The sequence below is a fragment of the Nocardia sp. NPDC055053 genome, from assembly GCF_053608285.1.
Genome location: NZ_JBSGVD010000003.1, coordinates 282169 through 305555, shown reverse-complemented (window position 1 = coordinate 305555; position 23387 = coordinate 282169). Strand labels below are relative to the sequence as shown.

Genomic DNA, 23387 nt, shown 5'->3' with positions numbered 1-23387 from the left:
GGTCACCCCCGCACGATGCTCAGCCACACGGAGTCCCTGGCCCGCGTCACCGCGACGAACTGCTGACGCATGGTCAGCTCGTAGCGTTCCCGCTCGGCCTCGGTGCTCGGCGGTGCGGGCTCGGTGAAGGGGTCGGGAACGGTTTGGCCAGGGCACCGGCGAGATGGTCGGTGTGCAACATCACCGAGCGCCGTCCGGTTTTTCGCGAGCAACTGCTCCGCGCGCCGACGCAGAATTTCCCGATCATTGCTGGACGTCATCTCGGCCACCCCGCTTGGTCCGCTGCTACTCCGCCTCATCGAGTATGCGTGAATCACTGAGCCACAGAATGGGTGTCGATGCAGACGTGCCGATTCTGCGGACCCGCGAGGAGCGCAACGCCGCACGGCGTACAAACGTGCCGGTCGTCGCCTACGGTCGCAACAGCACCGTGCCGAGCGCGGACCGCTCCTCGAGCTTGCGATGCGCGGCAGCGGCATCGGTCAGCGGCAGCACGGAGTCGATCCCGACGGCCAGCTCACCCCGCGCGGCAGCCGCCAGTGCGGCCTGCCGTTGCCGGGCGACTTCGCCGAGCCACGCGGTTCCCGCGCACCCGGTGAGAGTGAGGCCGCGCAGGATGAGGTCGACGGCGCCGAGCTGGGCCGGTGCGCCCGCGAGCCAGCCGTAGCTGAGGATGCGGCCGCGGAGCGGGGTGATGACGTCGAGGAGCGGGCTCAGCGAGTCACCGCCGATCGAGTCGAAGACGACATCGACGGTGTCGCCGGCCAGGAGTTCGCGCAGCTGATCGGCCCAGCCGGGCACGGCATGGTCGACCACCTCGGCGGCGCCGTGTGCGCGGGCCAGGCGAGCCTTGTCCGCCCCGCCCGCGGTCGCGATCACCCGCGCGCCGTGTGCCACGCACAGCTGGGTGAGGCAGCTGCCGACGCCGGTGGCCGACGCCTCGACCAGAACGGTCTCGCCGGGAGTGAGGGCCGCGGTGGCGACCAGGGCCAAGGCGACCGACCCTGGCATCTGGGTCGCGGCGGCGAGCTCAATGGTCAGGCCGTCCGGGATGACGGTCACCGAAGCCTGCTCGGCGACAACGAGTTCGGCGTACGCGCCGGAACCGCCGGTGTCGGTGACGACCCGGGCGCCGAGCAGGGCCGGGTCCACGCCGGTGCCGAGCTCGACGACCGTCCCCGCCGCCTGGAACCCGAACACCGCGGGCAGCGGTGCGGGGAAGGGGAACGCGCCTGCCCGCACCATGGTCTCCGGGTAGAGCACCGGGATCGCCTCGGCGCGAATGACGACCTGCCCGTCACCCGGTCGCGGTTCGTCGACGTCGCGCGCCACCAGTACCGCGGGCGCGCCGGTCTCGGTCATTACGATTGCCTGCATCAGAACTCCATAATTTGACTGCCGGTCCAGATAAATCGAACGATATGGACCGGCGGTCAACTTGTCAACGGATCGGCCGGTGCCGAGAAAGCGATGCGATGCCCGACCCACGCCCCACCGAACGCGCCGACGCCGCGCGCAACCGTCGAGCGATCCTCGAGGCCACCGCCGCGCTGCTGGCCGAACACGGGGCGGCGGGTGTGACGATGGATCGGGTCGCCGCGGCCGCGGGCGTTGCCAAAGGGACCATCTTCCATCGCTTCGGCAGCCGGGCAGGCCTGCTGTACGAGCTGGTGGCCGAGGGAGCGGCCGAGATGATGGCCGCGGTGCAGAGCGGGCCGCCGCCGTTGGGGCCCGGCGCGCCGGCGACCGACCGGCTACTCGCCTTCTTCGACGCGATGACGACCATGGTCACCGCCGATGTCGAACTGATCGCGGCCTACAAGGCCATGCCCCCGCATCCGCGCAGCGCGGAGTTCCACGCCTTCTGGGCCGAGCACATCACCGCATTGCTGCGCGAGGTCCGCCCGGAGATCGATGCCGAGACGGTGGGCGCGCTGTTGCTGTCGATCATCGGCGGGGAACTCGCGCAGCAGATGTCCAGGGCTGGTGAGGTCGATCGGTTGCGCGCGGGGGTGCGGGAACTGGTGCTCTCGGTGCTGAACGCCCCGTAATCGGTTTCTGCTCAGCCTGTTTCGCCTGGCTGTTCCGGCGCGGCGATCATCGAACGTTGCGCGGGCGGAACTGGATGCTGATCCGCGGGCCGACCGGCCGTGATGTTTTGGGCACCGCGTGCTCCCAGGTGCGCTGACACGCGCCGCCCATGACCAGCAGATCGCCGTGCCCCGCGGTGAATCGCACGCTGGCCCCGCCGCCGCGTGGCCGCAGCAGCAGCGCGCGCGGTGCGCCGACCGAGACGATCGCGACCATGGTGTCGTCGGTGGCGCCGCGGCCGATCGTGTCGCCGTGCCAGGCGACGCTGTCGCGGCCGTCGCGGTAGAAGCACAGGCCCGCGGTGCGGAACGGCTCGCCGAGCTCGGCGGCGTAATGGTTGGTCAGAGCCTCCCGCGCCTCGACCAGGATGCGGTCGGGTAGCGGGTCGTTCTCGCCGAAGAACGACACCAGCCGGGGCACGTCGACGACCCGGTCGTACATGGGTCTGCGCTCGGTGTGCCACGGCACGCGTTCGGCCAGGCGCTCGAAGAGGACGCTCGCGCCGCTCAGCCAGCCGGGTAGCACATCCACCCAGGCCGTCGCGTCGAGCTGGGTGCGCCGGATCGTCTCGATCGAACCCAGCGCAACCGCATCACCGTCGAACAGTGAACCTTGCAGGGGCAGCGACATGTCGGCCAGTCTACCCCGTGTTCGAACGTATGTTCGTATTAGCGGTGGGCTTGCCGAACCAGCGGGTGAGGTGGTCGTCGAGGTCCTGCTGGTGCTCGCCGATCCAGGCGACGTAGCCGTCGGGCCGGAGCAGGACGGCCGGAACATCCAGTGCCGCGGTGACATCCGCGATGAGGTCGACCCGGTCCGGCCAGCCGTCGACGGTCAGCCGTTCGGTGCGGTCGAGCACCAGACCGCGGCCTCGCCGGAGGCGCTCGTAGAGGCGGCCCTGCTTCAGGTCGATATCGCGCAGGCGGCGTCCGAGCAGGTCGGGGCCATCGCCGAAGTCGTAGCGGACGCCGATCGCGGCGATCTTCTCGATCAGGTGGCGGTTCACCTCGTCGAAGTCCATCAGTTCGGTGAGCAGCCTGCGCACGGCCCGCGCGCCCGGGTCGGTGGACGACAGCTGCACCTGGGCGCGGGTGTTGTCCAGGACGTCCGCGGCGACCGGATGACGTTCGGTCTGGTAGGTGTCCAGCAATGTTTCCGGCGCCCAGCCGTGGATCTGCGCGGCCAGTTTCCAGCCGAGGTTGACCGCGTCCTGAACGCCCAGATTGAGACCTTGCCCGCCGGCGGGCGGGTGGATGTGCGCCGCGTCGCCTGCCAGCAGCACCCGGCCGACCCGATACCGCTCGGCCAACCGCGTGGCATCGCCGAAGCGGGACAACCAGCGCGGGGAGTGCACCCCGAAATCGGTTCCGGCGATCGCGCGCAACCCTTGCCGGAAATCCTCGAGGGTGGGCGGCTCCGCGCGATCCTCGCTGATCCCCACGGCGGGGACGACGACGCGGTAGATCCCCTCGCCGAAGGGGCCGAGACTGAATGCCGGATTGGTCGCGCGGATTTCGGCCACCGCGGCGGCGATCTCCTCCTGCGGCACACCCACTTTCATCTCGCCCATCAGCGTCTCGGCCCGCGAGGGCTCGCCGGGGAAGCCGACGCCGAGCAGATTGCGCACCGTACTGCGCGCCCCGTCACAGCCGACGAGATACCGGGCACGCAGCCGCTCCCCGTCGGCGAGCTCGACGGTCACGCCGTCGTCGTCCTGCTCGAAACCGGCCACCGCGCAACCACGCCGGACCTGCGCACCCAGCGCGATCGCGTGTTCCCCGAGCAGCTGTTCGACGACCGGCTGCGGGATGCCGAGCTGATAGGCGTGCGTGGAATCCAGGCCGGCGGGCGTGGATGCGGTGATGGCGGCGAAGATACCGCCGACCGGACGCTGTCGCCCGCGTTCGAGAAACCGATCCAGCAGTCCGCGCATCGCCATCAGCTCGAGGCTGCGCATGTGCAGGCTGACGATGCGGACGAACGACGACACCGGCTCGGGTTCCTTCTCCAGAACGAGGACCCGCACATCGTGCAGCCGCAGTTCGGCGGCCAGCATCGCACCGGTCGGCCCGCACCCGGCAATGATCACGTCGAACATGAACCACCCATTCGGTGAGATTTCCGCAGGTCCTGGCATCGGCCGCCCATTGTGCGGCACGTCCTGGTCGTGCCACAAGCGATATATCTCGGGGAACCGCGAATTCGGCGACGGCCGCGTCGCGCAGGAGAAGGGGGAATCGGAACGCCCAGCGCTCCTTGCCCCTTCCAAGGTATAGCCCACCCGGGGGCTTGCGGCAAGACCCCGGTCGTCCTGCACAATCGCACGTCGATGTTCGGACCAGCGAAAACGGGAGAAACGCAGTGCGTGAGATGAAGACCGACGTGATCGTTGTCGGCGCGGGCCCCGCCGGATTGATGCTCGTCGGGGAGCTGTCTCTGGCCGGTGTGCGGCCCGTGGTGCTGGAGCGGCGTGCGGAGCCGGGCACCGCGCACAAGGCCAGCGGTCTGGGCGGCCGGATCCTGGATGTACTGCGATACCGCGGCCTGCTCGACCGCTTCGCCGCGGTCGGCAGCCCGATCCCGGCGCCGATCTTCCCCTTCGGCGGCATGCATGTCGATTTCAGCCTCCTGGCAGACGGTCCCATGGACGCGATGGGGATTCCGCAGGCGCGCGTCGAGGAGCTGCTCACCGAGCGCGCCGCCGAACTCGGCGCCGAGATCCGCCGCGGGCACGAGGTGATCGCGGTGAGCCAGGACGACAGCGCGGTGACCGTGGACGTGCGGGGGCCGGACGGGCCGTACCGGGTGACCGCGCGGTACTTGGTCGGCTGCGACGGTGGGCGCAGCCGGATCCGGGAACTGGCCGCGATCCCGTTCCCCGGCAACACCTTTCCCGAGGTCAACCGCCTCGGCGTGGTCGCGGTGCCGGACTCGGTCACCGTCCTCGCCGACGGCGGCCTCGACGTGCCGGGCCACGGCCCGATCAGCCCCGGCTTCACCCGCACCGAGCGTGGTGTCTTCGCGATGGGCCCGGTCGACCCCGCGGTGCGCACGATGTTCTTCCAGACCACCGAGGACGACCTCACCGAATACGACAACGACGACCCGATGACGCTCGCCGAACTCGGTGAGAGCGCCCGCCGTGTGCTCGGCGCCGAGCTGCCGCTCGGCGAGCCGATCCGGTTGTCCCGCTACCAGTTCCAGGCGCGGCGGGCCGATCGCTACCGGGCGGGCCGGGTCCTGCTCGCCGGTGACGCCGCCCACCTGCTGCCCGCCACCGGCACGGCGCTCAATGTCGGCATGCTCGACTCGGTCAACCTGGCGTGGAAACTGGCTGCCACCGTGCAGGGTTGGGCGCCGTCCGGCCTGCTCGACACCTACCACGACGAACGGCACGCCGCGGCCGGACGGGCACTACAGCAGACTCGCGCGCAGGCGGCGCTGCGGCGCGGCCAGGACGACGCCGCCGACGCCCTGCGCGCGGTGTTCCAGGAGCTGTTCGCCGACGAACCCGCGCTGCGCCGCCTGGCTGGCATGATCTCCGCGGGCGACGTCCGCTACCCGATGCCCGGCGCCGACCAGCACCCGCTGGCAGGCACCTTCGCCCCCGACCTCACGCTGCGCACCGACCAGGGCACGACCAGCGTCGCCGAACTCCTGCGCACCGCGAGGCCCGTCTTCCTCGACCTCGCCGATCGCGCGGACCTGCGGGAGCTCGCCAGGGCACGGGAACCACGGATCGAGATCGTCACCGCCAAGACCGAGGATCGTCCGGCCGACGCGCTGCTCATCCGGCCCGACGCCTTCGTCGGCTGGGCCGCGGCCGTCGACGAAGCCGCCGACGCCGCGATCCCGGCGCTGCGGGACGCGCTCGACCGGTGGGTCGGACAGCCCTGACACAGCGATCGCGGATCAGCGGGCGACGGTGGTCGCCTGCTCGATCCGCGACAGCTTCGCGGGATTGCGCACCACGTAGAGACCGGTGATCGAGCCGTCGTCGATCCGCGTCGCGACGACGCTGTCGAGCATCCCGTCGATCCGGATGACCAGTGCCGGAGCGCCGTTGATCTGCACCAGCTCGGTCGACACCTGGCCGCCGACCCGGGGCAGCCCGGCAGCCATCAGCCGGGCGACCCGGTCGGCGCCGACGATCGGGCGCACCACGGCCTTGACCACACCGCCGCCGTCGGCGAGCAGCACGATGTCGGGTGCGAGCAGGTCGAGCAGGCCCTGTAGGTCACCGGTCTCGACCGCGCGCCCGAAGGCCTCGAGCGCGTGCCTGCTCTCCGCCGAGGACACCACGCCGCGCGGCCTGCGCGCGGCGACATGGGCCCGCGCCCGATGCGCGATCTGGCGCACCGCGGCCGGGGTCTTGTCGACAGCGGCGGCGATCTCGTCGTAGGCCAGGTCGAACACCTCGCGCAGGACGAACACCGCGCGTTCGACCGGCGCCAGCGTCTCGAGGACCAGCATCATCGCCATCGACACGCTGTCGGCGAGCTCGACATCCTCGGCGATATCCGGCGTGGTGAGCAGCGGCTCGGGCAGCCACGGCCCGACGTAGGTCTCCTTGCGGCGCCCGAGCGTGCGCAGCCGGGTCAGCGCCTGGCGGGTGGTGATCCGGACCAGGTACGCGCGCTGGTCACGGATCTCGGCCTGGTCGACATCGACCCAGCGCAGCCACGTCTCCTGCAGGACGTCCTCGGCGTCGGCGGCCGAACCGAGCATCTCGTAGGCGACCGTGAAGAGCAGATTGCGGTGGGCGACGAAGGCCTCGGTGGCGGAGTCCATGCTCACGGGTGATTCCTGTCTGTCGGCATGCGGTCGCTCATCAGACGCCGCTCCCCGCCGGTTTGTGACACCGACGGGTCGTGGCAACGCGCTCGCCGAGCGGCCGGTTCGCGTTGTCATCCGTCGTCGGCTGTGGATTACTCCTGGGATGAATTCGATCTCGGCTGCCGAACAACCGACGAAGAGCGCGCTACCCGGTTGGTCGGTACCGATGGTGTTCATCGTCGCCGCTACCTCACAGTATGTCGGGGCGGCGCTCGGCGTGTTCCTGTTCGACACCACCGAACCGTCCACCGTCGCCTGGCTGCGCGCCGCCGCGGCGGGCGTCGCGCTGCTGGCCTGGCGTCGACCGTGGCGGACCCGCTGGACGCGGCGGGGCATCGCGGTGGCGGCAGGGTTCGGCGTCGTCACCCTATCGATGAACATCGTGTTCTACGAGGCGATCGCGCGGATACCGCTGGGCACGGCGGTCGCCATCGAATTCCTCGGCCCGGTCGCCGTCGCCACGCTCGGCTCCCGACGGGCGAGGGACTTCGTCGCGGTGGCGCTGGTCGCCGTCGGTGTGGTGCTGCTGGCCGGTGTGCAGCTGGATGTCGAACCGGTCGGTGTCGCTTTCGCCCTCGCCTCGGCGATCCTGTGGGCGGCGTACATCCTGGTCGGTAAACGTGTCGCCGACAGCGGCGACGGACAGGATTCGCTCGCCGTCGGCATGGCGGCCGCGGCCGTCCTGCTCGCACCGCTCGTGCTGATCCCGCAACTGGCCGTCGACGCCGCGGTGTTCGCCGACCCGCGCACCTGGTTGCTCGGGCTCGGCGTCGGCGTGCTGTCGAGTGCGGTGCCGTACGCCCTCGACCAGGTCGTGCTGACCGCGGTCGGACGAGCGCGGTTCGCGTTGCTGCTCGCCCTGCTCCCGGCCACCGCGACTGTCGTCGGTGCCCTCGCGCTGAGTCAGCGGCTCACGATCCAGGAGCTGACGGGTATCGCGCTGGTCATGCTGGCATTGACGGTCAGCGCCCTGCCCACCCGCCAGCCCGCGCCGGAACCACCCGCGCCGCTGTAGCGCGATGGCGGACGGCGACCCACCGGTCGGCGTCCTGGTCGAGGTGCGCGGCCGACGGTTTGACCCTCACGCGGCGTGAGGGTTGACGATGCCCGTATGAGCACACCGTTTCCCGCTTTCGAGATCAGCCCGGTCCCCGTTCCCGGCCCCGATGCCGTGGCTCCCGAACCGTTCCACGGCCTGTACGGCATGCCGATGTTCGTCACCGTGCCGTCGGCCGATCTGACCGTGTCGACGGACTTCTGGGTCCGCGCGCTCGGCTTCTTCGATCTGTTCTCCGTCCCCGGTCAGCTGACCCATCTGCGCCGCTGGGCCTTTCAGGACGTCCTGCTGGTCGCGGGCGAACAGCGGGACGACACACCCGCCATGACGGTGAGTTTCTCCTGCGTGCTGAATGAGATCGAGGCGATCGCCGCCGCCTGTGAAGCGGTGTCACCCGGCTGCACGACCGGTCCGCGGCTCATGCCGTGGAACTCGGTCGAACTGGAAGTCCGCACTCCGGAGAACATCCGGGTCGTCATGACGGCCGCGCGGCCATGGGACCCCGACAGCCCGGAAGCCGCGCACCTGCGGTCGATCGGCATCGACGCGCCCGCGCAGTGACGGTCATCGGGCACGGCACACTGGATACCGTGTCCGAACCGCTCACCGTCGGCGCCGCGGCCGTACTGCTCGGCGTCACGACGCGCACGCTGCACCACTGGGACGCGGTCGGGCTGGTGCACCCGTCCGGCCGCACCGCCGCCGGCTACCGCCTGTACACGGCGGCCGACCTGGCCCGCGCCCAGCGCGTCATCGTCTACCGGGAGCTGGGCGTGGCACTGGACGAGATCGGCGCACTGCTGGACGCGCCCGCCGCCGACGCCATGGCCACGCTGCGCCGCCAACGCGAGGCACTGCATGCCAAGACGCTGCGCCTGCAGCGGATGACCGCGGCCATGGACCGGATGATCGAGGCGAGGGAGTCGGGGATCCTGCTGTCCGCGCAGGATCAGGTCGCGATCTTCGGCGCGGACTGGCAGCCGTCCTGGGTCGACGAGGCTCGCGAACGGTGGGGTGACACCCCGCAATGGACCCAGTACGCCGAGCGCGCCGCGGCCAGGTCGGCGGGGGAGTGGCAGCGCATCACCGACGACACCGCCGCCTTGCACGCCGACCTGGCCGAAGCTCTGCGCGCGGGCGTCACTCCCGGCAGCCCGCGCGCCGACGCGCTCGCCGAACGGCATCGCGCCTCGATCGCCGTCTACTTCGACTGCACCCACGCGATGCAGGTCTGCCTCGGGCGGCGCTACGTGTCCGACCCGGACTACACCGCGTTCTACGACGCCATCGAGCCGGGGCTGACCGCCTGGCTGAGTGCGCTCATCGACGCCAACGCCAAGGCGCACGGCGTCGACCCCGACACGGCGACCTGGGATCAGGGCTCGGAATGAGCTGTCACAGTGATGATCTCGTGGGGTTGTAGCAGGGACCGGCAGCTCGGGTTGCTGCGACACCAGTGGCCCGCTCACCCTTGGCCGGCGGGCTGGGCCGGCACTCGGGCACGTCACCCGGAGAAGCCGAACACAAGGGCGGCGACGACCAGTGCGGCGAGCGCGCCTACGTCGATTCGTGCCACCCGCTTGGTCGGGGCGCCGAGATCACCGAGACCGACCACGGCGGCGAGCACGAGAAACGAACTGGTGCTGATGATCCCGGCCGCGATGGTCACCGCCCGCACCGGTGGCACGAACGCCCCGACGATCAATCCGACGCCCACCAGGGCGAGCAATACCGCGCGATGGCGCAGCAACAGCTCGAGATCCCGGTTCGTGATCGCCGTGCCGTAGACCGCCGCCGCGCGCCCCGGCGCCAACGCCACCACGCCCGGCACCACATGCACCAGACCCACACCAACCAGCAGCACCGCGCCGACAATCTTTCCGACCATGTCCCCTCCTTCGTTCGACACCTGTCGTGCAAGCATTGCTGGCATGGGTGGAGCGCCACTTCCGGAAACGTGCAGCCCTCCGGCGACGGTGTGGCTGGGGGCAGGGCACGCCATCTACCTCGGCCCGTCGCTGCGACTGGACCGGCATTCCGGGTCGGTGGCATGCCTGGCGGTCGGGCTGGAAACACCGTTCACGGTCCACGCCGACGCGATCGGCGCCCGGACGATCCGCAGTGTGCTGGTCCCGCCGCGCACCCCGCACCGGATCGTCGCCGACGGGCGAATGCTGTTCTGCTACCTCGACTCCGGCTCGCCGCGCGCCGCGGCCTGCCGGGACCGGATGCTCGACCAGGCAGGCGGTTTCGGCTTCGGACACCGCGAGGAGGCCGCACTGATCCGCCGCGCCGCCGACTCCGCGCCCGCCGCCGTCCTCGATCTCGCCTGCGGCGCGGGCAGGCCCGGCATGGATCCCCGAGTCGCCGCCGCCACGGCCATCCTGTGCGCCGACCCGGCCGCCGCGATCTCCGCCGATCAACTCGCCGCCGCGGTCCACCTGTCGAAATCCCGCCTGCTGCACCTGTTCTCCGCTCAGGCGGGCACCACCTTCCGGCGCTACCGGGTGTGGGCACGCATGCTCGCCGTCGGCCGGGCGGTCGCCGACGGCGCCGACTTCACCACCGCCGCCGCGAATGCCGGGTTCGCCAGCCCCTCTCATTTCAGCGACACCTTCCACGCCATGTTCGGCCTGACCGCCGCGGAACTGCTCGGCGCGGGCGTCCGCATCGTCGTCGACGATCCGGGCTTGCTTCTCCCCCGAGGGGAGACGGCACGCTGAGCGACATGGACGACGACACGCTGTTCACGATCGGGGAAATCGCGGAACGGACCGGACTGACGGTCAAGGCGATCCGCTTCTACGCCGACCGCGGCATCGTGGCGCCGACCACGCTCAACCCGGTAGGCCACCGCCGCTACGACACCGCCGCCCTCGCTCGCCTGGAACTGGTCCGCACTCTGCGCACCCTCGGCATCGACCTCGCCACCGTGCGCCGCGTGCTCGCCCGCGAGGCCTCGATGACCGAGGTCGCCGCGACGCACGCGGACGCGCTCGACGTCGAGATCCGAACCCTGCGCGTGCGACGAGCGGTGTTGCGCGCGGTGGCCGCCCGGGAACCCACCACACCGGAGATGGATCTCATGCACCGACTCGCCATCCTGTCCGCCGCCGAACGACACCGCCTGATCCAGGATTTCGTCGACGACACCTTCGGCCGCTACGCCGCCAACCCCGCCATGGTCGACCTCGTCCGTGCCGCGATGCCCGATTTGCCCGACGATCCGACGCCCGACCAGCTCGCGGCCTGGATGGAACTCGCGGAACTGGTGCGGGACAACGATTTCTGCGACGCCGTCCGGCGCATGGCCGAGTACCAGGCCAGGGAACGCGCCGCGGGCGACACCACCGGCCTGCACCACGACCTCACCGAAGCCGTCCGCACCCGGGTCGGCGCGGCCGTCACCGCGGGCATTTCCCCCGGCTCCGCGGCCGCGATCCCGGTGCTCGACGCACTCACGGCCCGCTACGCGAGCACCTTCGACCGCCCCGACGACCCAGCGCTCCGGCACTGGATCCTCGAACGGCTCGACATCGCCGATGACCCACGCGTGCACCGCTATTGGCGGTTGCTCGGCAGCGTGAACGGCTGGCCCGAACAACCGGATCTGACCCCGGTCTTCACGTGGTTCGCGCAAGCGCTGCGCGCGGCGACGACCTGACCTCCACCGCCGGCCGTGAGTGGTACCCGCGGCCGGCGGTGTCGCCTCAGCTTCCCTGGGTCAAATAATTGTGGAGCTCGTGGATAGTGACGGTGGGCTGAGTGGTGATGCCGACCTCTTGGCTCAGCGGCCCGATGGTGGTCTGGGCGAACTCCTGGAACTGCCCCGCGGACTCCCACACATCGGTGACATGAAACCCGTCGTCGGTCTTCCTGGCCAGATGAAAGATCAATCCCGGCCCGCCGGTCCCCCTGTGCTTGTACCCCATCTTCTCCAAGATCTGGTCATACTGCTCCATCGTCGCGCCGGGGAAATCGAGTTCGACGGCAACAGCCATAACGTCATCTCCTTGCCGAAAGGTACGCCAAGATCCCGCGAAATCGCCCGCCCGCAGTCCAGATCCAGCGGTCGAGCAGGAAGAGCGACTGGCAGGCCCGGCTCATCGCGAGGGGGCGCGAGAATCACCGTGGCCCGGCGCTCCGATCGAACCACGCTTACGCTGAACGGCAACACCACATCCGCGCTATCGGCTGTGGTGCGCATCACAGTGTAGTCGGCACCCCGGTGGCCGACAAGCGAGTCACCAGCGGGAACGCCGGAATCCGCCCTCCGAGTCGATCACCTGCCCGACCACCCAGCGGGCTTCGTCGGACACCAGCCACGCGATCAACCGCGCCGGGTCATCGGGTGTTCCCACCCGTCCGCGAGGGAACGCGGCCCGGACTTCCTCGACGACGCCGAGATCCCTGTCCGCTGTCGCCGCCGTCAGATATCCGGTATCCACCGGGCCCGGGTTGACCGTGTTGAGCACGATTCCGCGCTCGATCAGTTCGTCGGCGACCGTGGCCGTGAGTCCCGCCAGCACCGATTTCGCCGCGGCATAAGCGATTTCCGTCCGCATCGGGCCGAGGTGCTGCCCTGAGGTCATCCAGATCACCCGACCACGGTCACCTACCGGACCGGCCTCGCTGCGGTATCTGCGTGCGAACGCCTTGGTCAGCAGCAACACCGACCGGGCGTCGACCGCCCAGTGCCCGTCGAGCATCCCCGCATCGACGTCGAACAGGCTTCCATCGCTACCGCTCCGCGCATGGTTGGCGACGAGAATGTCGACCTGCCCGAAGACGCCGACCGCCTCGGTGATCACCCGCTCCGCAGCCTCCGGTTCAGCCAGGTCGACGGCGATGTCCGCGACCCGTGTCACGGCTCCGAGCTCGCGGCACAATGCCGCCGGGTCCTCGGCGCCCCACGGCTGCTGTGCGTCGTGCGGAGCCCAGTGCGCAAGAAACAGCGCGGCACCCTCTGCTGCCAGCCGCTGTGCGACCGCGAACCCGATCCCGTTCCGCCGGCTCACGCCGGTCACCACGGCGACCCGCCCTGCCAACGCATCCGATGCCATACTGCCGATTGCACCCGGTACCCGTATTGCCTGCAACCGAATACTCGGTGGTCGGCGAAGTGGCCGGGTTCGGGTCGGATCCGGACGTGAACGCCGTCACGTGCCGTACGGCAGTGACAACGGCGGATGACCCGGTCCGGTGGTCAAACCCCCGCGCTCGCAGGACTTTCAGTCGGAGTGTGACAGCGGACGCATCGGCGCCGTCCGCGCGAACCGCGTGGCGGCGCTCACAAGCGGGACGACCTGGTCAGAGGTGGGTTCGGACGCTGATAGGGTGGAGCGCGAGTTAGGCATCCTTTAACGGACCGTCCGGTGAGGCGGGGAAGGAGGTCGGCATGGCTGTGCCCGAACGGGCGGCCAAAACCGGCGCGGGCGAAACATCGCAGCGGCACACTCCCGAGTGGGTGGCAGCCGGGCGCGAGCTGTTGTCGCCATCGGACGTGCACCGGACCGTCGCGCGCATCGCGCATCAGATCATCGAGAAGACCGCCCTGGATTCCGGCGACGCCGACGCACCGCGGGTGGTTCTGATGGGCATCCCGACTCGCGGCACCACCCTCGCCAACCGGCTCGCCGCCAAGATCGAGGAATTCTCCGGCGTGCGGCCCGCGTTGGGCTCGCTCGACATCACCCTCTACCGCGACGACCTGCGCAGCCGCCCGCACCGCCCGCTCGAGCGCACCTCGGTGCCCGACGGCGGCATCGAGAACGCCCTGGTCGTCCTCGTCGACGACGTGCTGTTCTCCGGCCGCACCGTCCGCTCGGCCCTCGACGGCCTGCGCGACCTGGGCCGCCCCCGCGCGGTGCAGCTGGCGGTACTCATCGACCGCGGTCACCGCGAACTGCCGATCCGCGCCGACTACGTGGGCAAGAACGTGCCGACCTCGCGCGCCGAGGACATCTCGGTCCTGCTCACCGAACACGACGGACACGACGGTGTGTATCTGCACCAGGAGGCGCAGGCGTGAAACATTTGCTGACGGTCGCCGATCTCGACCGGGCCACCGCCACCGAACTCCTCGACGAAGCCGAGCGCTTCGAACAGGCCCTGCTCGGCCGCGAGGTGAAGAAGCTCCCGACCCTGCGCGGCCGCACCGTGATGACGGTGTTCTACGAGAACTCCACCCGTACCAGGGTGTCCTTCGAGGTCGCGGGCAAGTGGATGAGCGCCGACGTGATCAACGTGAGCGCGTCGAGCTCCTCGGTCTCCAAGGGCGAATCGCTGCGCGACACCGCGCTGACCCTGCACGCGGCGGGCGCCGACGCGCTGATCGTGCGTCACCCGGCCTCCGGCGCCGCACACCAGATCGCGCGCTGGATGGAACAGTGGGCGCGCGAGGAGAACCGCGCCGCGCCCTCGATCATCAACGCCGGTGACGGCACCCACCAGCACCCCACCCAGGCGCTGCTCGACGCGCTGACCCTGCGTCAGCGCCTCGGCGACATCGAGGGCAAGCGGATCGTGCTGGTCGGCGACATCCTGCACAGCCGGGTCGCCCGCTCGAATGTCTTCCTGCTCAACACCCTCGGCGCCGACGTGGTGCTGGTCGCGCCGCGCACCCTGCTGCCGGTGGGCGTGGACAGCTGGCCGTGCCGGGTCGCGACCTCGCTGGATGCCGAACTGCCCGGCGCCGACGCGGTCATGATGCTGCGGGTGCAGGCCGAGCGGATGAACGGCGGATTCTTCCCGTCGGCCCGCGAGTACGCGATCAATTACGGACTGTCCGAGCGCAGGCTCGGCGTGCTCGGCGACGACGCGGTGGTGCTGCACCCCGGTCCCATGCTGCGCGGCATGGAAATCGCCTCGGCGGTCGCCGATTCGCCGAAAGCGGCAGTCCTGCAACAGGTGACGAACGGAGTGCACATGCGGATGGCCGTGTTGTTCCGGCTACTCGTCGGCACCCAGGAGGTGGCGGCGTGAGCGGTCAGCGGCCGGAGGCGGCAGCGGAGCGTGACCACGGAGGCCGCCCGAGCACGCCAGAAGGAACCAGTGTGAGTGAACTGCTGATCAAGAATGTCCGGCCCTACGGTGAGGGCGAGCCGGTCGACGTGCTGGTGCGCGGCGCTGTCATCGCCGAGATCGGCACCGGCATCGAGGCGTCGGCCGACGCCGAGGTGATCGACGGCAACGGCCAGATCCTGCTGCCCGGCTTCGTCGACCTGCACACCCACCTGCGTGAGCCCGGCCGCGAAGACACCGAGACCATCGAAACCGGTTCGGCCGCAGCCGCACTCGGCGGTTATACCGCGGTGTTCGCGATGGCCAACACCAACCCGGTCGCCGACTCGCACGTCATCACCGATCACGTGTGGCGGCGCGGCCAGGAGGTCGGCCTGGTCGACGTGTTCCCGGTCGGCGCGGTCACCGTCGGGCTCGAGGGCAAGCAGCTCGCCGAGATGGGCACCATGGCGGCCGGTGTCGGCCAGGTGCGGATGTTCTCCGACGACGGTCACTGCGTCTACGACCCGCTGATCATGCGCCGCGCCCTCGAATACGCGAACTCGCTCGGCGTGCTCATCGCCCAGCACGCGGAGGAGCCGCGCCTGACCAAGGGCGCCGTCGCGCACGAGGGCCCCAACGCCGCGCGCCTCGGCCTGGCCGGCTGGCCGCGCGCCGCCGAGGAGTCGATCGTCGCGCGTGACGCGCTGCTGGCCCGCGACGCAGGCGCCCGCGTGCACATCTGCCACGCCTCCACCGCGGGCACCGTCGAACTGGTGAAATGGGCCAAGTCCCAGGGCATCTCGATCACCGCCGAGGTCACCCCGCACCACCTGCTGCTCGACGACTCGCGCCTGGAGACCTACGACGCGGTCAACAAGGTGAACCCGCCGCTGCGCGAGTCCGCCGACGTCGCCGCCCTGCGCCAGGCACTGGCCGACGGCGTCATCGACTGTGTCGCCACCGATCACGCCCCGCACGCCGAGCAGGACAAGTGCTGCGAGTTCGCCGTGGCCCGCCCCGGCATGCTCGGGCTGGAGACGGCGCTGTCGATCATCGTGCAGACGATGGTGCGGCCGGGCCTGCTCGACTGGCGCGGTGTCGCGCGGGTGATGAGCGAGAAGCCCGCCGCGATCGTCGGCCTCGACGACCACGGCCGCCCGATCGCCGTCGGTGAACCGGCCAACCTCACGCTGATCGACCCCGACGCCGAGTGGACGGTGCACGGCGCCGAACTGGCGAGCATCTCGAACAACACGCCGTTCGAGGACATGACGTTCCCGGCCCAGGTGTCAGCCACCGTGCTGCGCGGCCGGGTAACCGCCCGCGAGGGCAAGGCTGCCGGGATCTAGGAGGGCCAGGAACGTGGAAAGAACTCTGTGGGTACTGGGGTGTCTGGCCCTGTTCCTCCTGTGCCTGTGGCTGATGTACCGAGCCTGGCAGAAGAAGGCCGCGCGGCAGCAGGCACGGATCGGCGAACTGCCGACGGTGCCGGCCGAGCTGGGCGCGCAACTTCTGGAACCGACCACCGGCCTCTACCTGGGCAGCACCATCGCGCCCAGCTGGCAGGACCGGATCGCGGTCGGTGACCTGGGATTCCGGGCGACCGCCGAACTGACGCGGTTCGAACGCGGAATCCTGCTCGAACGCGACGGGGCGACGCCGATCTGGATTCCGCAGGAATCCGTGACGGCCGTGCGCACCGAACGCGGACACGCGGGCAAAGTGATGACAGAGAATGGTGTGCTGGTAATTCGCTGGACACTGCCGAGCGGAACCGAGATCGATACCGGTTTCCGCGGCGACGACAAGACGGTGTACCCGGCATGGACAGCGGACGTGACCAGGGCGAGGACGGGAGACGACGAATGAGCAAAGTGAAGGCAGCCCTCGTGCTGGAGGACGGCCGCGTGTTCCGCGGTACCGCCTTCGGCGCCGAGGGCCAGACCCTGGGCGAGGCGGTGTTCTGCACCGCGATGACCGGGTACCAGGAGACCCTGACCGACCCCAGCTACGACCGCCAGATCGTGGTGGCCACCGCCCCGCAGATCGGCAACACGGGCTGGAACGACGAGGACGACGAGTCCGGCAAGATCTGGGTCGCCGGTTACGCCGTGCGCGACCCCTCCTCGATCTCGTCCAACTGGCGCGCCACCGGGACGCTGCAGGACCAGCTCGACAAGCAGAACGTGGTCGGCATCGCCGGCATCGACACCCGCGCGGTCGTGCGTCACCTGCGCACCCGCGGCTCGATGAAGGCGGGCATCTTCTCCGGCGCCGCCCTCGCCGGTGACGACGAGCTGCTGGCCCGGGTCAACGGCCAGCCCTCCATGCTCGGCGCGGACCTGGCCGAAGAGGTCAGCACCGACGGCATGTACACGATCGAACCGGTCGGTGACCACCGCTTCACCGTCGTCGCGGTCGACCTCGGCATCAAGACCAACACCCCGCGCATGTTCGCCGAGCGCGGCGTGCGCACCCACGTGGTGCCGTCGAACACCTCCCTCGACGACATCCTGGCGCTGAGCCCCAACGGTGTGTTCCTCTCGAACGGCCCCGGCGACCCGGCCACCCAGACCGGCGCGATCGCGCTGACCCAGGGTGTGCTCGAGCGCGGGATCCCGCTGTTCGGCATCTGCTTCGGCAACCAGATCCTGGGCCGGGCACTGGGCCGCAATACCTACAAGATGAAGTTCGGTCACCGCGGCATCAACATCCCGGTGGTCGAAGAGGGCACCGGCCGCATCTCCATCACCGCGCAGAACCACGGCTTCGCGCTGGAAGGTGAGAAGGGCGAGGTGTTCGACACCCCGTTCGGCAAGGCCGAGGTCTCCCACATCTGCGCCAACGACGGCACCGTCGAGGGTGTGCGACTGCTCGACGGTCGCGCCTTCTCGGTGCAGTACCACCCCGAGGCCGCCGCAGGCCCGCACGACGCCGCATATCTGTTCGACCGTTTCGCCGGTCTCATGGAAGGAGCCTGATGCCTCGCCGCGAGGATCTGAAGCACATCCTGGTGATCGGCTCTGGCCCGATCGTGATCGGCCAGGCGTGCGAATTCGACTACTCCGGTACCCAGGCATGCCGGGTGCTGCGGTCCGAGGGACTGCGCGTATCGCTGGTGAACTCCAACCCGGCGACCATCATGACCGACCCCGAGTTCGCCGACTCCACCTACGTGGAGCCGATCACCCCGGAGTTCGTCGAGAAGGTCATCGACAAGGAACGCCCCGACGCCATCCTGGCCACCCTCGGTGGGCAGACCGCGCTCAACACCGCGGTCGCGCTGCACGAGCGCGGTGTGCTGGAGAAGTACAACGTCGAGCTGATCGGCGCCGACTTCGAGGCCATCCAGCGTGGTGAGGACCGGCAGAAGTTCAAGGACATCGTCGCCAAGGTCGGCGGCGAGAGTGCCCGCAGCCGTGTCTGTTACACCATGGACGAGGTCCGCGACACCGTCGCCGAACTCGGCTTCCCGGTCGTCGTTCGCCCGTCGTTCACCATGGGTGGCCTGGGTTCGGGCATGGCCTACAACAACGAGGACCTCGACCGCATCGCCGGTGGTGGCCTCGCCGCATCGCCGACCGCGAACGTCCTGATCGAGGAGTCCATCCTCGGCTGGAAGGAATTCGAGCTCGAGCTCATGCGCGACGGCCGCGACAACGTCGTGATCGTCTGCTCGATCGAGAACGTCGACCCGATGGGCGTGCACACCGGTGACTCGGTCACCGTCGCCCCCGCGATGACGCTCACCGACCGCGAGTACCAGAAGATGCGCGATCTCGGCATCGCCATCCTGCGCGAGGTCGGCGTCGACACCGGCGGCTGCAACATCCAGTTCGCGGTCGACCCGAAGGACGGTCGCCTGATCGTCATCGAGATGAACCCGCGCGTCTCGCGTTCCTCGGCGCTGGCGTCGAAGGCCACCGGCTTCCCGATCGCCAAGATCGCCGCCAAGCTGGCCATCGGCTACACCCTCGACGAGATCGTCAACGACATCACCGGCGAGACCCCGGCCTGCTTCGAGCCGACCCTGGACTACGTCGTCGTCAAGGCGCCGCGGTTCGCGTTCGAGAAGTTCCCCGGCGCCGACGCCACGCTGACCACCACCATGAAGTCGGTGGGTGAGGCGATGTCGATGGGCCGCAACTTCTCCGAGGCGCTCGGCAAGGTGCTGCGCTCGCTCGAGACCAAGGCCGCCAGCTTCTGGACCACCGACGACGGTCAGTGGGCGCCTGCCGATCCGAGCGATCCGGCATCGGTGCGCGAGGCGATCGAGGCCATCCTCGCCGACCTGCGCGTGCCTACCGAAGGCCGCATCTACCAGGTCGAGCGGGCCCTGCGCCTCGGCGCGAGCATCGAGGAGACCGCGCTGGCCTCCGGTGTCGACCCGTGGTTCGTCGCCGAGGTCGCCGGACTGGTCACGCTGCGTCAGGAAGTCCTCGACGCGCCGGTGCTCGACGAGGACCTGCTGCGCCGTGCCAAGCACTACGGCCTGTCGGACCGTCAGCTCGCCGCGCTGCGGCCCGAGCTCGCGGGCGAGGCCGGGGTGCGCTCGCTGCGCCACCGTCTCGGCGTGCGCCCGGTCTACAAGACCGTCGACACCTGTGCCGCCGAGTTCGAGGCCAAGACGCCGTACCACTACAGCTCCTACGAGCTGGATCCCGGCGCGGAGTCCGAGGTCGCGCCGCAGCGTGAGCGCGACAAGGTGATCATCCTCGGCTCGGGCCCCAACCGCATCGGTCAGGGCATCGAGTTCGACTACTCGTGTGTGCATGCGGCGCAGACGCTCTCGGCCGCGGGCTACGAGACCGTCATGGTCAACTGCAACCCCGAGACCGTCTCCACCGACTACGACACCGCCGATCGTCTCTACTTCGAGCCGCTCACCTTCGAGGACGTCCTCGAGGTGTACAACGCCGAAACCGAGTCGGGCACCGTCGCCGGTGTGATCGTGCAGCTCGGCGGCCAGACCCCGCTGAGCCTGGCGCAGCGGCTCACCGACGCAGGCGTGCCGGTCGTCGGTACCTCCGCGGCCGCGATCGACCTGGCCGAGGACCGCGGCGAGTTCGGTGACGTGCTCGTCGCCGCCGGCCTGCCAGCGCCCAAGTACGGCACCGCAACCACGGTCGAGCAGGCGAAGAAGATCGCCGCCGAGATCGGCTACCCGGTGCTGGTGCGCCCGTCCTACGTGCTCGGCGGCCGCGGCATGGAGATCGTCTACGACGAGACCTCCCTCGAGGGCTACATCTCCCGCGCCACCGAGCTCAACCCGGATCATCCGGTGCTGGTCGACCGCTTCCTGGAAGACGCCATCGAGATCGACGTCGACGCCCTGTGCGACGGCGAGGAGGTCTACCTCGGCGGCGTGATGGAGCACATCGAGGAAGCCGGTATCCACTCCGGTGACTCGGCGTGTGCGCTGCCCCCGATCACCCTGGGCCGCAGCGACATCGAGGCCGTGCGCCGCTCCACCATCGCGCTGGCCAAGGGGATCGGCGTGAAGGGCCTGCTCAACGTGCAGTACGCCCTCAAGGACGACATCCTCTACGTGCTCGAGGCCAACCCCCGCGCGAGCCGCACCGTGCCGTTCGTCTCCAAGGCGACCGCGGTGCCGCTGGCCAAGGCCTGCGCGCGCGTCATGCTCGGCGCCACCATCGCCGACCTGCGCAAGGAAGGCATGCTGCCGCCCGAGGGCGACGGCGGCCACGTGCCGCTGGACGCGCCGGTCGCGGTGAAAGAAGCCGTGCTGCCCTTCCACCGGTTCCGTCGCGCCGACGGTTCCGGCGTCGACTCGCTGCTGTCGCCGGAGATGAAGTCCACCGGCGAGGTCATGGGCATCGACGCCGACTTCGGCACCGCCTTCGCCAAGAGCCAGGCCGCCGCCTACGGCTCGCTGCCGACCGAGGGCACCGTGTTCGTCTCCGTCGCCAACCGCGACAAGCGCGCCATGGTGTTCCCGATCAAGCGCCTGCACGACCTGGGCTTCCGCATCCTCGCCACCGAGGGCACCGCGGAAACCCTGCGCCGCAACGGCATTCCGTGCGAGCAGGTGCGCAAGCACTCCGACCCGGAAGCCACCGATCCGGCGACCGGCATGCCGGAGGCCTCGATCGTCGAGCAGATCCGCGACGGCGAGATCGACATCGTGTTCAACACCCCCTACGGCAACTCGGGCCCCCGCGTGGACGGCTACGAGATCCGCACCGCCGCGGTGGGCGCGAACATCCCGTGCATCACCACCGTGCAGGGCGCGGCCGCGGCGGTGCAGGGCATCGAGGCGAGCATCAACGGCGGCATCGGCGTGCGCTCGCTGCAGCAGCTGCACTCGGTGCTGCGTGGCTGACATGCACAGCTTCGGTCACCGGTTGCAGCACGCCATGCGGGCATTCGGCCCGCTGTGCGTCGGCATCGACCCCCACCCCGGTCTGCTCCGGGCGTGGGGGCTCACCGAGGACGTCGACGGGCTCGAGGCGTTCGCCGAGATCTGCGTCGAGGCCTTCGACGGCCGCGTCGCCCTGGTGAAGCCGCAGGTCGCGTTCTTCGAGACCTACGGTTCCGGCGGCATCGCGGTGCTCGAGCGCACCATCGAGGTGCTGCGTGCCTCGGGCACCCTGGTGCTGGCCGACGCCAAGCGCGGCGACATCGGCTCCACCATGGACGCCTACGCGAAGGCCTGGCTCGGTGACGGACCCCTCGGTTCCGACGCGGTGACGGTCTCGCCCTACCTCGGTTTCGGGTCCCTGGACCCGGCGCTGAGCCTGGCCAAGGCCAACCACCGCGGTGTGTTCGTCCTCGCGGCGACGTCGAATCCCGAAGGGGCGCAACTACAGCGGATCACCGCGGCGGACGGGCGCACGATCGCCCAGACGATGGTCGACGAGGCGGCGGCGCGCAACGCGGGCCACGGTTTCGGCTCCGTCGGGGTGGTCGTCGGGGCGACGCTCACCGAGGCGCCGGACCTGTCGGCCCTCAACGGCCCGATCCTGATGCCCGGTGTCGGCGCGCAGGGCGGGGGAGCGGACTCCATCCGCGCCCTGGTGCCGGAAGCGAACCTGGCGGCCGTGGTGCCCAACGTGTCGCGCGAGGTCCTCAACGCGGGCCCGTCGGTGACGGCGCTGTGCGACAAGATGGCTCAGCTGCAGGAGGAGTTCGCCTTCCTGCAGGGGTGACAAACGCGAAAGGCCGGGGTAGCGACACGCTGCCCCGGCCTCGTCGTTTCCGTGGTCCGCGCCCCATGATCAGGTGGGGGTTGCCGGTCGCGAACCGCGTTGGTCTGTCCGCGTGGCGGCGAACTGCGGTCAGGCGAGGCAGTAGGTCGCCGTAACCGTGGCGAACAGCGACAGCGCGTCCGACGAGGCCGCCGAGCCGAGGACCATCGTCAGTGAACGGCCGTCGGTCGACCGGAACGCATACGAGACGTAACCGAGCAGCTCACCGCCGTGTCCCCACAGATCGGCACCACACGGTGGGTCGAAACGCTGCAGGCCCAGGCCGTAATGGAAGCCCATGCCCATCGGGACGGTCTCGCGCATCCGGTCCAGCGAGGCAGGGCTGATCAGCCGGCCACCCAGCAACGCGGCGAAGAACGCGTCGAGATCGGCGGTGGTGGAGATCATTTCGCCCGCGGCCCAGTCCAGCGACGGGTTCATCTCGGTCACGTCCACCCGGCCGGCGCCGTCGATATCGCGATGTGCGGTGAGGGCGGGCGCGGGGATGCTGGGGTCGTCGCCGGGAACGGTGGTGGCGGTCAACCGCAGGGGAGTGAGGATGCGGTCGCGGATCTCGTCGCCGTAGCGGTGCCCGGTCACGTGCTCGATGAGCAGGCCGAGCGCGATGTAGTTGGTGTTCGAGTACCGGAAGCGGGCGCCCGGCGCGAAATAGGGGTCGTGGCCCACCGCGGCGGCGAGCAGATCGCGGGGCGCGTGACTGCGGAATCGGTCGTCGCCGCGCCACCGGTTCGTCGACATGCCGGGTTCCTTCATGTAGTCGTAGAGCCCGCTGGTGTGATTCATCAACTGCCGCACCGTGATCCGGTCCCCGCCGGGAATCGGGTCGGGCAGCTGTGCGGCGATCGAATCATCCAGGTCGACCTTGCCCTCGTCGACAAGTTGCAGCACGACGGTGGCCACGAAGGTCTTGGTGATGCTGCCGATCCGGAATCGGCTGTGCGGGTCCGGCGTGGACTGCCCGCTGCCGCCGTACTGCCACTCCCGCTGCCGCTCCCCGTCGGAGACCCGCAGCACCACGTCGGTGTCGTTCCAGCGCGCACCGGCCTCGACCGTGTCCCCGACGACTTGCCAACGTGCCGCCACGAGGACGGTGGCGGCCACCAGCGTGGCCGTCAGCACGGTGCCCAGAACGACCACAGAGGCACGAAACAGTTTCTGTCGCATAGGTT

At 69.9% G+C, this 23387-nt stretch carries 23 protein-coding genes; 14 read left to right on the top strand and 9 right to left on the bottom strand.

Going from position 1 to position 23387, the window contains the following annotated elements; genetic code table 11:
- Positions 1 to 2: 2 nt before the first annotated feature.
- Entirely contained in the window at positions 3 to 260 is a 258-nt protein-coding gene (locus ACWF82_RS05270) for a hypothetical protein (RefSeq protein ID WP_452498159.1), read from the bottom strand.
- Between the two features lie 151 nt (positions 261 to 411).
- A complete protein-coding gene (locus ACWF82_RS05265; RefSeq protein ID WP_452498157.1) occupies positions 412 to 1377 on the bottom strand; it encodes a quinone oxidoreductase family protein in 966 nt (321 codons plus the stop codon).
- A gap of 98 nt (positions 1378 to 1475) precedes the next feature.
- Between ACWF82_RS05265 and ACWF82_RS05260 the strand changes: the two genes are divergently transcribed.
- On the top strand, positions 1476 to 2051 hold the full coding sequence (locus ACWF82_RS05260) for a TetR/AcrR family transcriptional regulator (RefSeq protein ID WP_452498155.1): 576 nt from the start codon (positions 1476 to 1478) through the stop codon (positions 2049 to 2051).
- 46 nt (positions 2052 to 2097) lie between these two features.
- Here ACWF82_RS05260 and ACWF82_RS05255 read toward each other — a convergent pair whose 3' ends face one another.
- Both ACWF82_RS05255 and rox read right to left on the bottom strand, forming a co-directional pair.
- Positions 2098 to 2721 (bottom strand): alpha-ketoglutarate-dependent dioxygenase AlkB, encoded by a 624-nt coding sequence (locus ACWF82_RS05255; RefSeq protein WP_452498154.1) that lies wholly within the window; start codon positions 2719 to 2721, stop codon positions 2098 to 2100.
- Between the two features lie 10 nt (positions 2722 to 2731).
- Positions 2732 to 4189: a rifampin monooxygenase gene (rox, locus tag ACWF82_RS05250; protein ID WP_452498153.1), complete on the bottom strand. Its 1458-nt coding sequence runs from the start codon at positions 4187 to 4189 to the stop codon at positions 2732 to 2734.
- A gap of 272 nt (positions 4190 to 4461) precedes the next feature.
- Here rox and ACWF82_RS05245 point away from each other — a divergent pair, with 272 nt between their 5' ends.
- Positions 4462 to 5988, top strand: coding sequence for an FAD-dependent monooxygenase (locus ACWF82_RS05245; protein WP_452498202.1), 1527 nt, complete (start codon positions 4462 to 4464; stop codon positions 5986 to 5988).
- Positions 5989 to 6003: 15 nt separating this feature from the next.
- Here the strand turns inward: ACWF82_RS05245 and ACWF82_RS05240 are convergent, their stop codons facing one another.
- Positions 6004 to 6882 (bottom strand): RNA polymerase sigma-70 factor, encoded by an 879-nt coding sequence (locus tag ACWF82_RS05240; RefSeq protein ID WP_452498200.1) that lies wholly within the window; start codon positions 6880 to 6882, stop codon positions 6004 to 6006.
- A 148-nt stretch (positions 6883 to 7030) separates the two neighbouring features.
- On the opposite strand from ACWF82_RS05240, the gene ACWF82_RS05235 reads away from it, so the two are divergent.
- From ACWF82_RS05235 to ACWF82_RS05225, 3 genes are all read left to right on the top strand, one after another.
- On the top strand, positions 7031 to 7942 hold the full coding sequence (locus ACWF82_RS05235; RefSeq protein ID WP_452498151.1) for an EamA family transporter: 912 nt from the start codon (positions 7031 to 7033) through the stop codon (positions 7940 to 7942).
- Between the two features lie 96 nt (positions 7943 to 8038).
- Positions 8039 to 8545: a VOC family protein gene (locus ACWF82_RS05230; RefSeq protein ID WP_452498149.1), complete on the top strand. Its 507-nt coding sequence runs from the start codon at positions 8039 to 8041 to the stop codon at positions 8543 to 8545.
- Between the two features lie 29 nt (positions 8546 to 8574).
- Positions 8575 to 9375 (top strand): MerR family transcriptional regulator, encoded by an 801-nt coding sequence (locus ACWF82_RS05225; RefSeq protein WP_452498147.1) that lies wholly within the window; start codon positions 8575 to 8577, stop codon positions 9373 to 9375.
- Between the two features lie 113 nt (positions 9376 to 9488).
- Here ACWF82_RS05225 and ACWF82_RS05220 read toward each other — a convergent pair whose 3' ends face one another.
- The gene (locus ACWF82_RS05220; protein WP_452498145.1) at positions 9489 to 9872 is read right to left on the bottom strand and encodes a hypothetical protein; all 384 of its coding nucleotides are present in this window, start codon (positions 9870 to 9872) and stop codon (positions 9489 to 9491) included.
- A 43-nt stretch (positions 9873 to 9915) separates the two neighbouring features.
- On the opposite strand from ACWF82_RS05220, the gene ACWF82_RS05215 reads away from it, so the two are divergent.
- Together ACWF82_RS05215 and ACWF82_RS05210 are read left to right on the top strand one after the other, a co-directional pair.
- A complete protein-coding gene (locus ACWF82_RS05215) occupies positions 9916 to 10707 on the top strand; it encodes a helix-turn-helix transcriptional regulator (protein WP_452498143.1) in 792 nt (263 codons plus the stop codon).
- Between the two features lie 5 nt (positions 10708 to 10712).
- Complete coding sequence (locus tag ACWF82_RS05210) at positions 10713 to 11648, top strand: MerR family transcriptional regulator (protein WP_452498141.1); 936 nt, start codon at positions 10713 to 10715, stop codon at positions 11646 to 11648.
- Between the two features lie 46 nt (positions 11649 to 11694).
- On the opposite strand, the gene ACWF82_RS05205 is transcribed toward ACWF82_RS05210, so the two are convergent.
- Positions 11695 to 11985: a hypothetical protein gene (locus tag ACWF82_RS05205; RefSeq protein ID WP_452498139.1), complete on the bottom strand. Its 291-nt coding sequence runs from the start codon at positions 11983 to 11985 to the stop codon at positions 11695 to 11697.
- A 243-nt stretch (positions 11986 to 12228) separates the two neighbouring features.
- Positions 12229 to 13047, bottom strand: a complete 819-nt coding sequence (locus tag ACWF82_RS05200) for an SDR family oxidoreductase (protein WP_452498137.1) — start codon at positions 13045 to 13047, stop codon at positions 12229 to 12231.
- A gap of 335 nt (positions 13048 to 13382) precedes the next feature.
- Here ACWF82_RS05200 and pyrR point away from each other — a divergent pair, with 335 nt between their 5' ends.
- The 7 genes from pyrR (at position 13383) to pyrF (ending at position 22158) form a co-directional block, all read left to right on the top strand.
- Complete coding sequence (gene pyrR, locus ACWF82_RS05195; protein ID WP_229739509.1) at positions 13383 to 14015, top strand: bifunctional pyr operon transcriptional regulator/uracil phosphoribosyltransferase PyrR; 633 nt, start codon at positions 13383 to 13385, stop codon at positions 14013 to 14015.
- The gene (locus ACWF82_RS05190; RefSeq protein WP_452498135.1) at positions 14012 to 14968 is read left to right on the top strand and encodes an aspartate carbamoyltransferase catalytic subunit; all 957 of its coding nucleotides are present in this window, start codon (positions 14012 to 14014) and stop codon (positions 14966 to 14968) included. Before pyrR ends, ACWF82_RS05190 begins: the two co-directional genes overlap by 4 nt.
- A gap of 71 nt (positions 14969 to 15039) precedes the next feature.
- Positions 15040 to 16338, top strand: a complete 1299-nt coding sequence (locus ACWF82_RS05185) for a dihydroorotase (protein ID WP_452498133.1) — start codon at positions 15040 to 15042, stop codon at positions 16336 to 16338.
- Positions 16339 to 16351: 13 nt separating this feature from the next.
- Positions 16352 to 16858 (top strand): PH-like domain-containing protein, encoded by a 507-nt coding sequence (locus tag ACWF82_RS05180; protein WP_452498131.1) that lies wholly within the window; start codon positions 16352 to 16354, stop codon positions 16856 to 16858.
- On the top strand, positions 16855 to 17970 hold the full coding sequence (gene carA, locus ACWF82_RS05175; RefSeq protein ID WP_452498129.1) for a glutamine-hydrolyzing carbamoyl-phosphate synthase small subunit: 1116 nt from the start codon (positions 16855 to 16857) through the stop codon (positions 17968 to 17970). Before ACWF82_RS05180 ends, carA begins: the two co-directional genes overlap by 4 nt.
- On the top strand, positions 17970 to 21332 hold the full coding sequence (gene carB, locus ACWF82_RS05170; protein WP_452498127.1) for a carbamoyl-phosphate synthase large subunit: 3363 nt from the start codon (positions 17970 to 17972) through the stop codon (positions 21330 to 21332). The genes carA and carB overlap by 1 nt, the downstream gene beginning before the upstream one ends.
- 1 nt (position 21333) lies before the next feature.
- Positions 21334 to 22158, top strand: a complete 825-nt coding sequence (gene pyrF / locus ACWF82_RS05165; RefSeq protein ID WP_452498199.1) for an orotidine-5'-phosphate decarboxylase — start codon at positions 21334 to 21336, stop codon at positions 22156 to 22158.
- Positions 22159 to 22287: 129 nt separating this feature from the next.
- Here the strand turns inward: pyrF and ACWF82_RS05160 are convergent, their stop codons facing one another.
- Complete coding sequence (locus tag ACWF82_RS05160) at positions 22288 to 23382, bottom strand: serine hydrolase domain-containing protein (protein ID WP_452498125.1); 1095 nt, start codon at positions 23380 to 23382, stop codon at positions 22288 to 22290.
- Between the last annotated feature and the right edge of the window lie 5 nt (positions 23383 to 23387).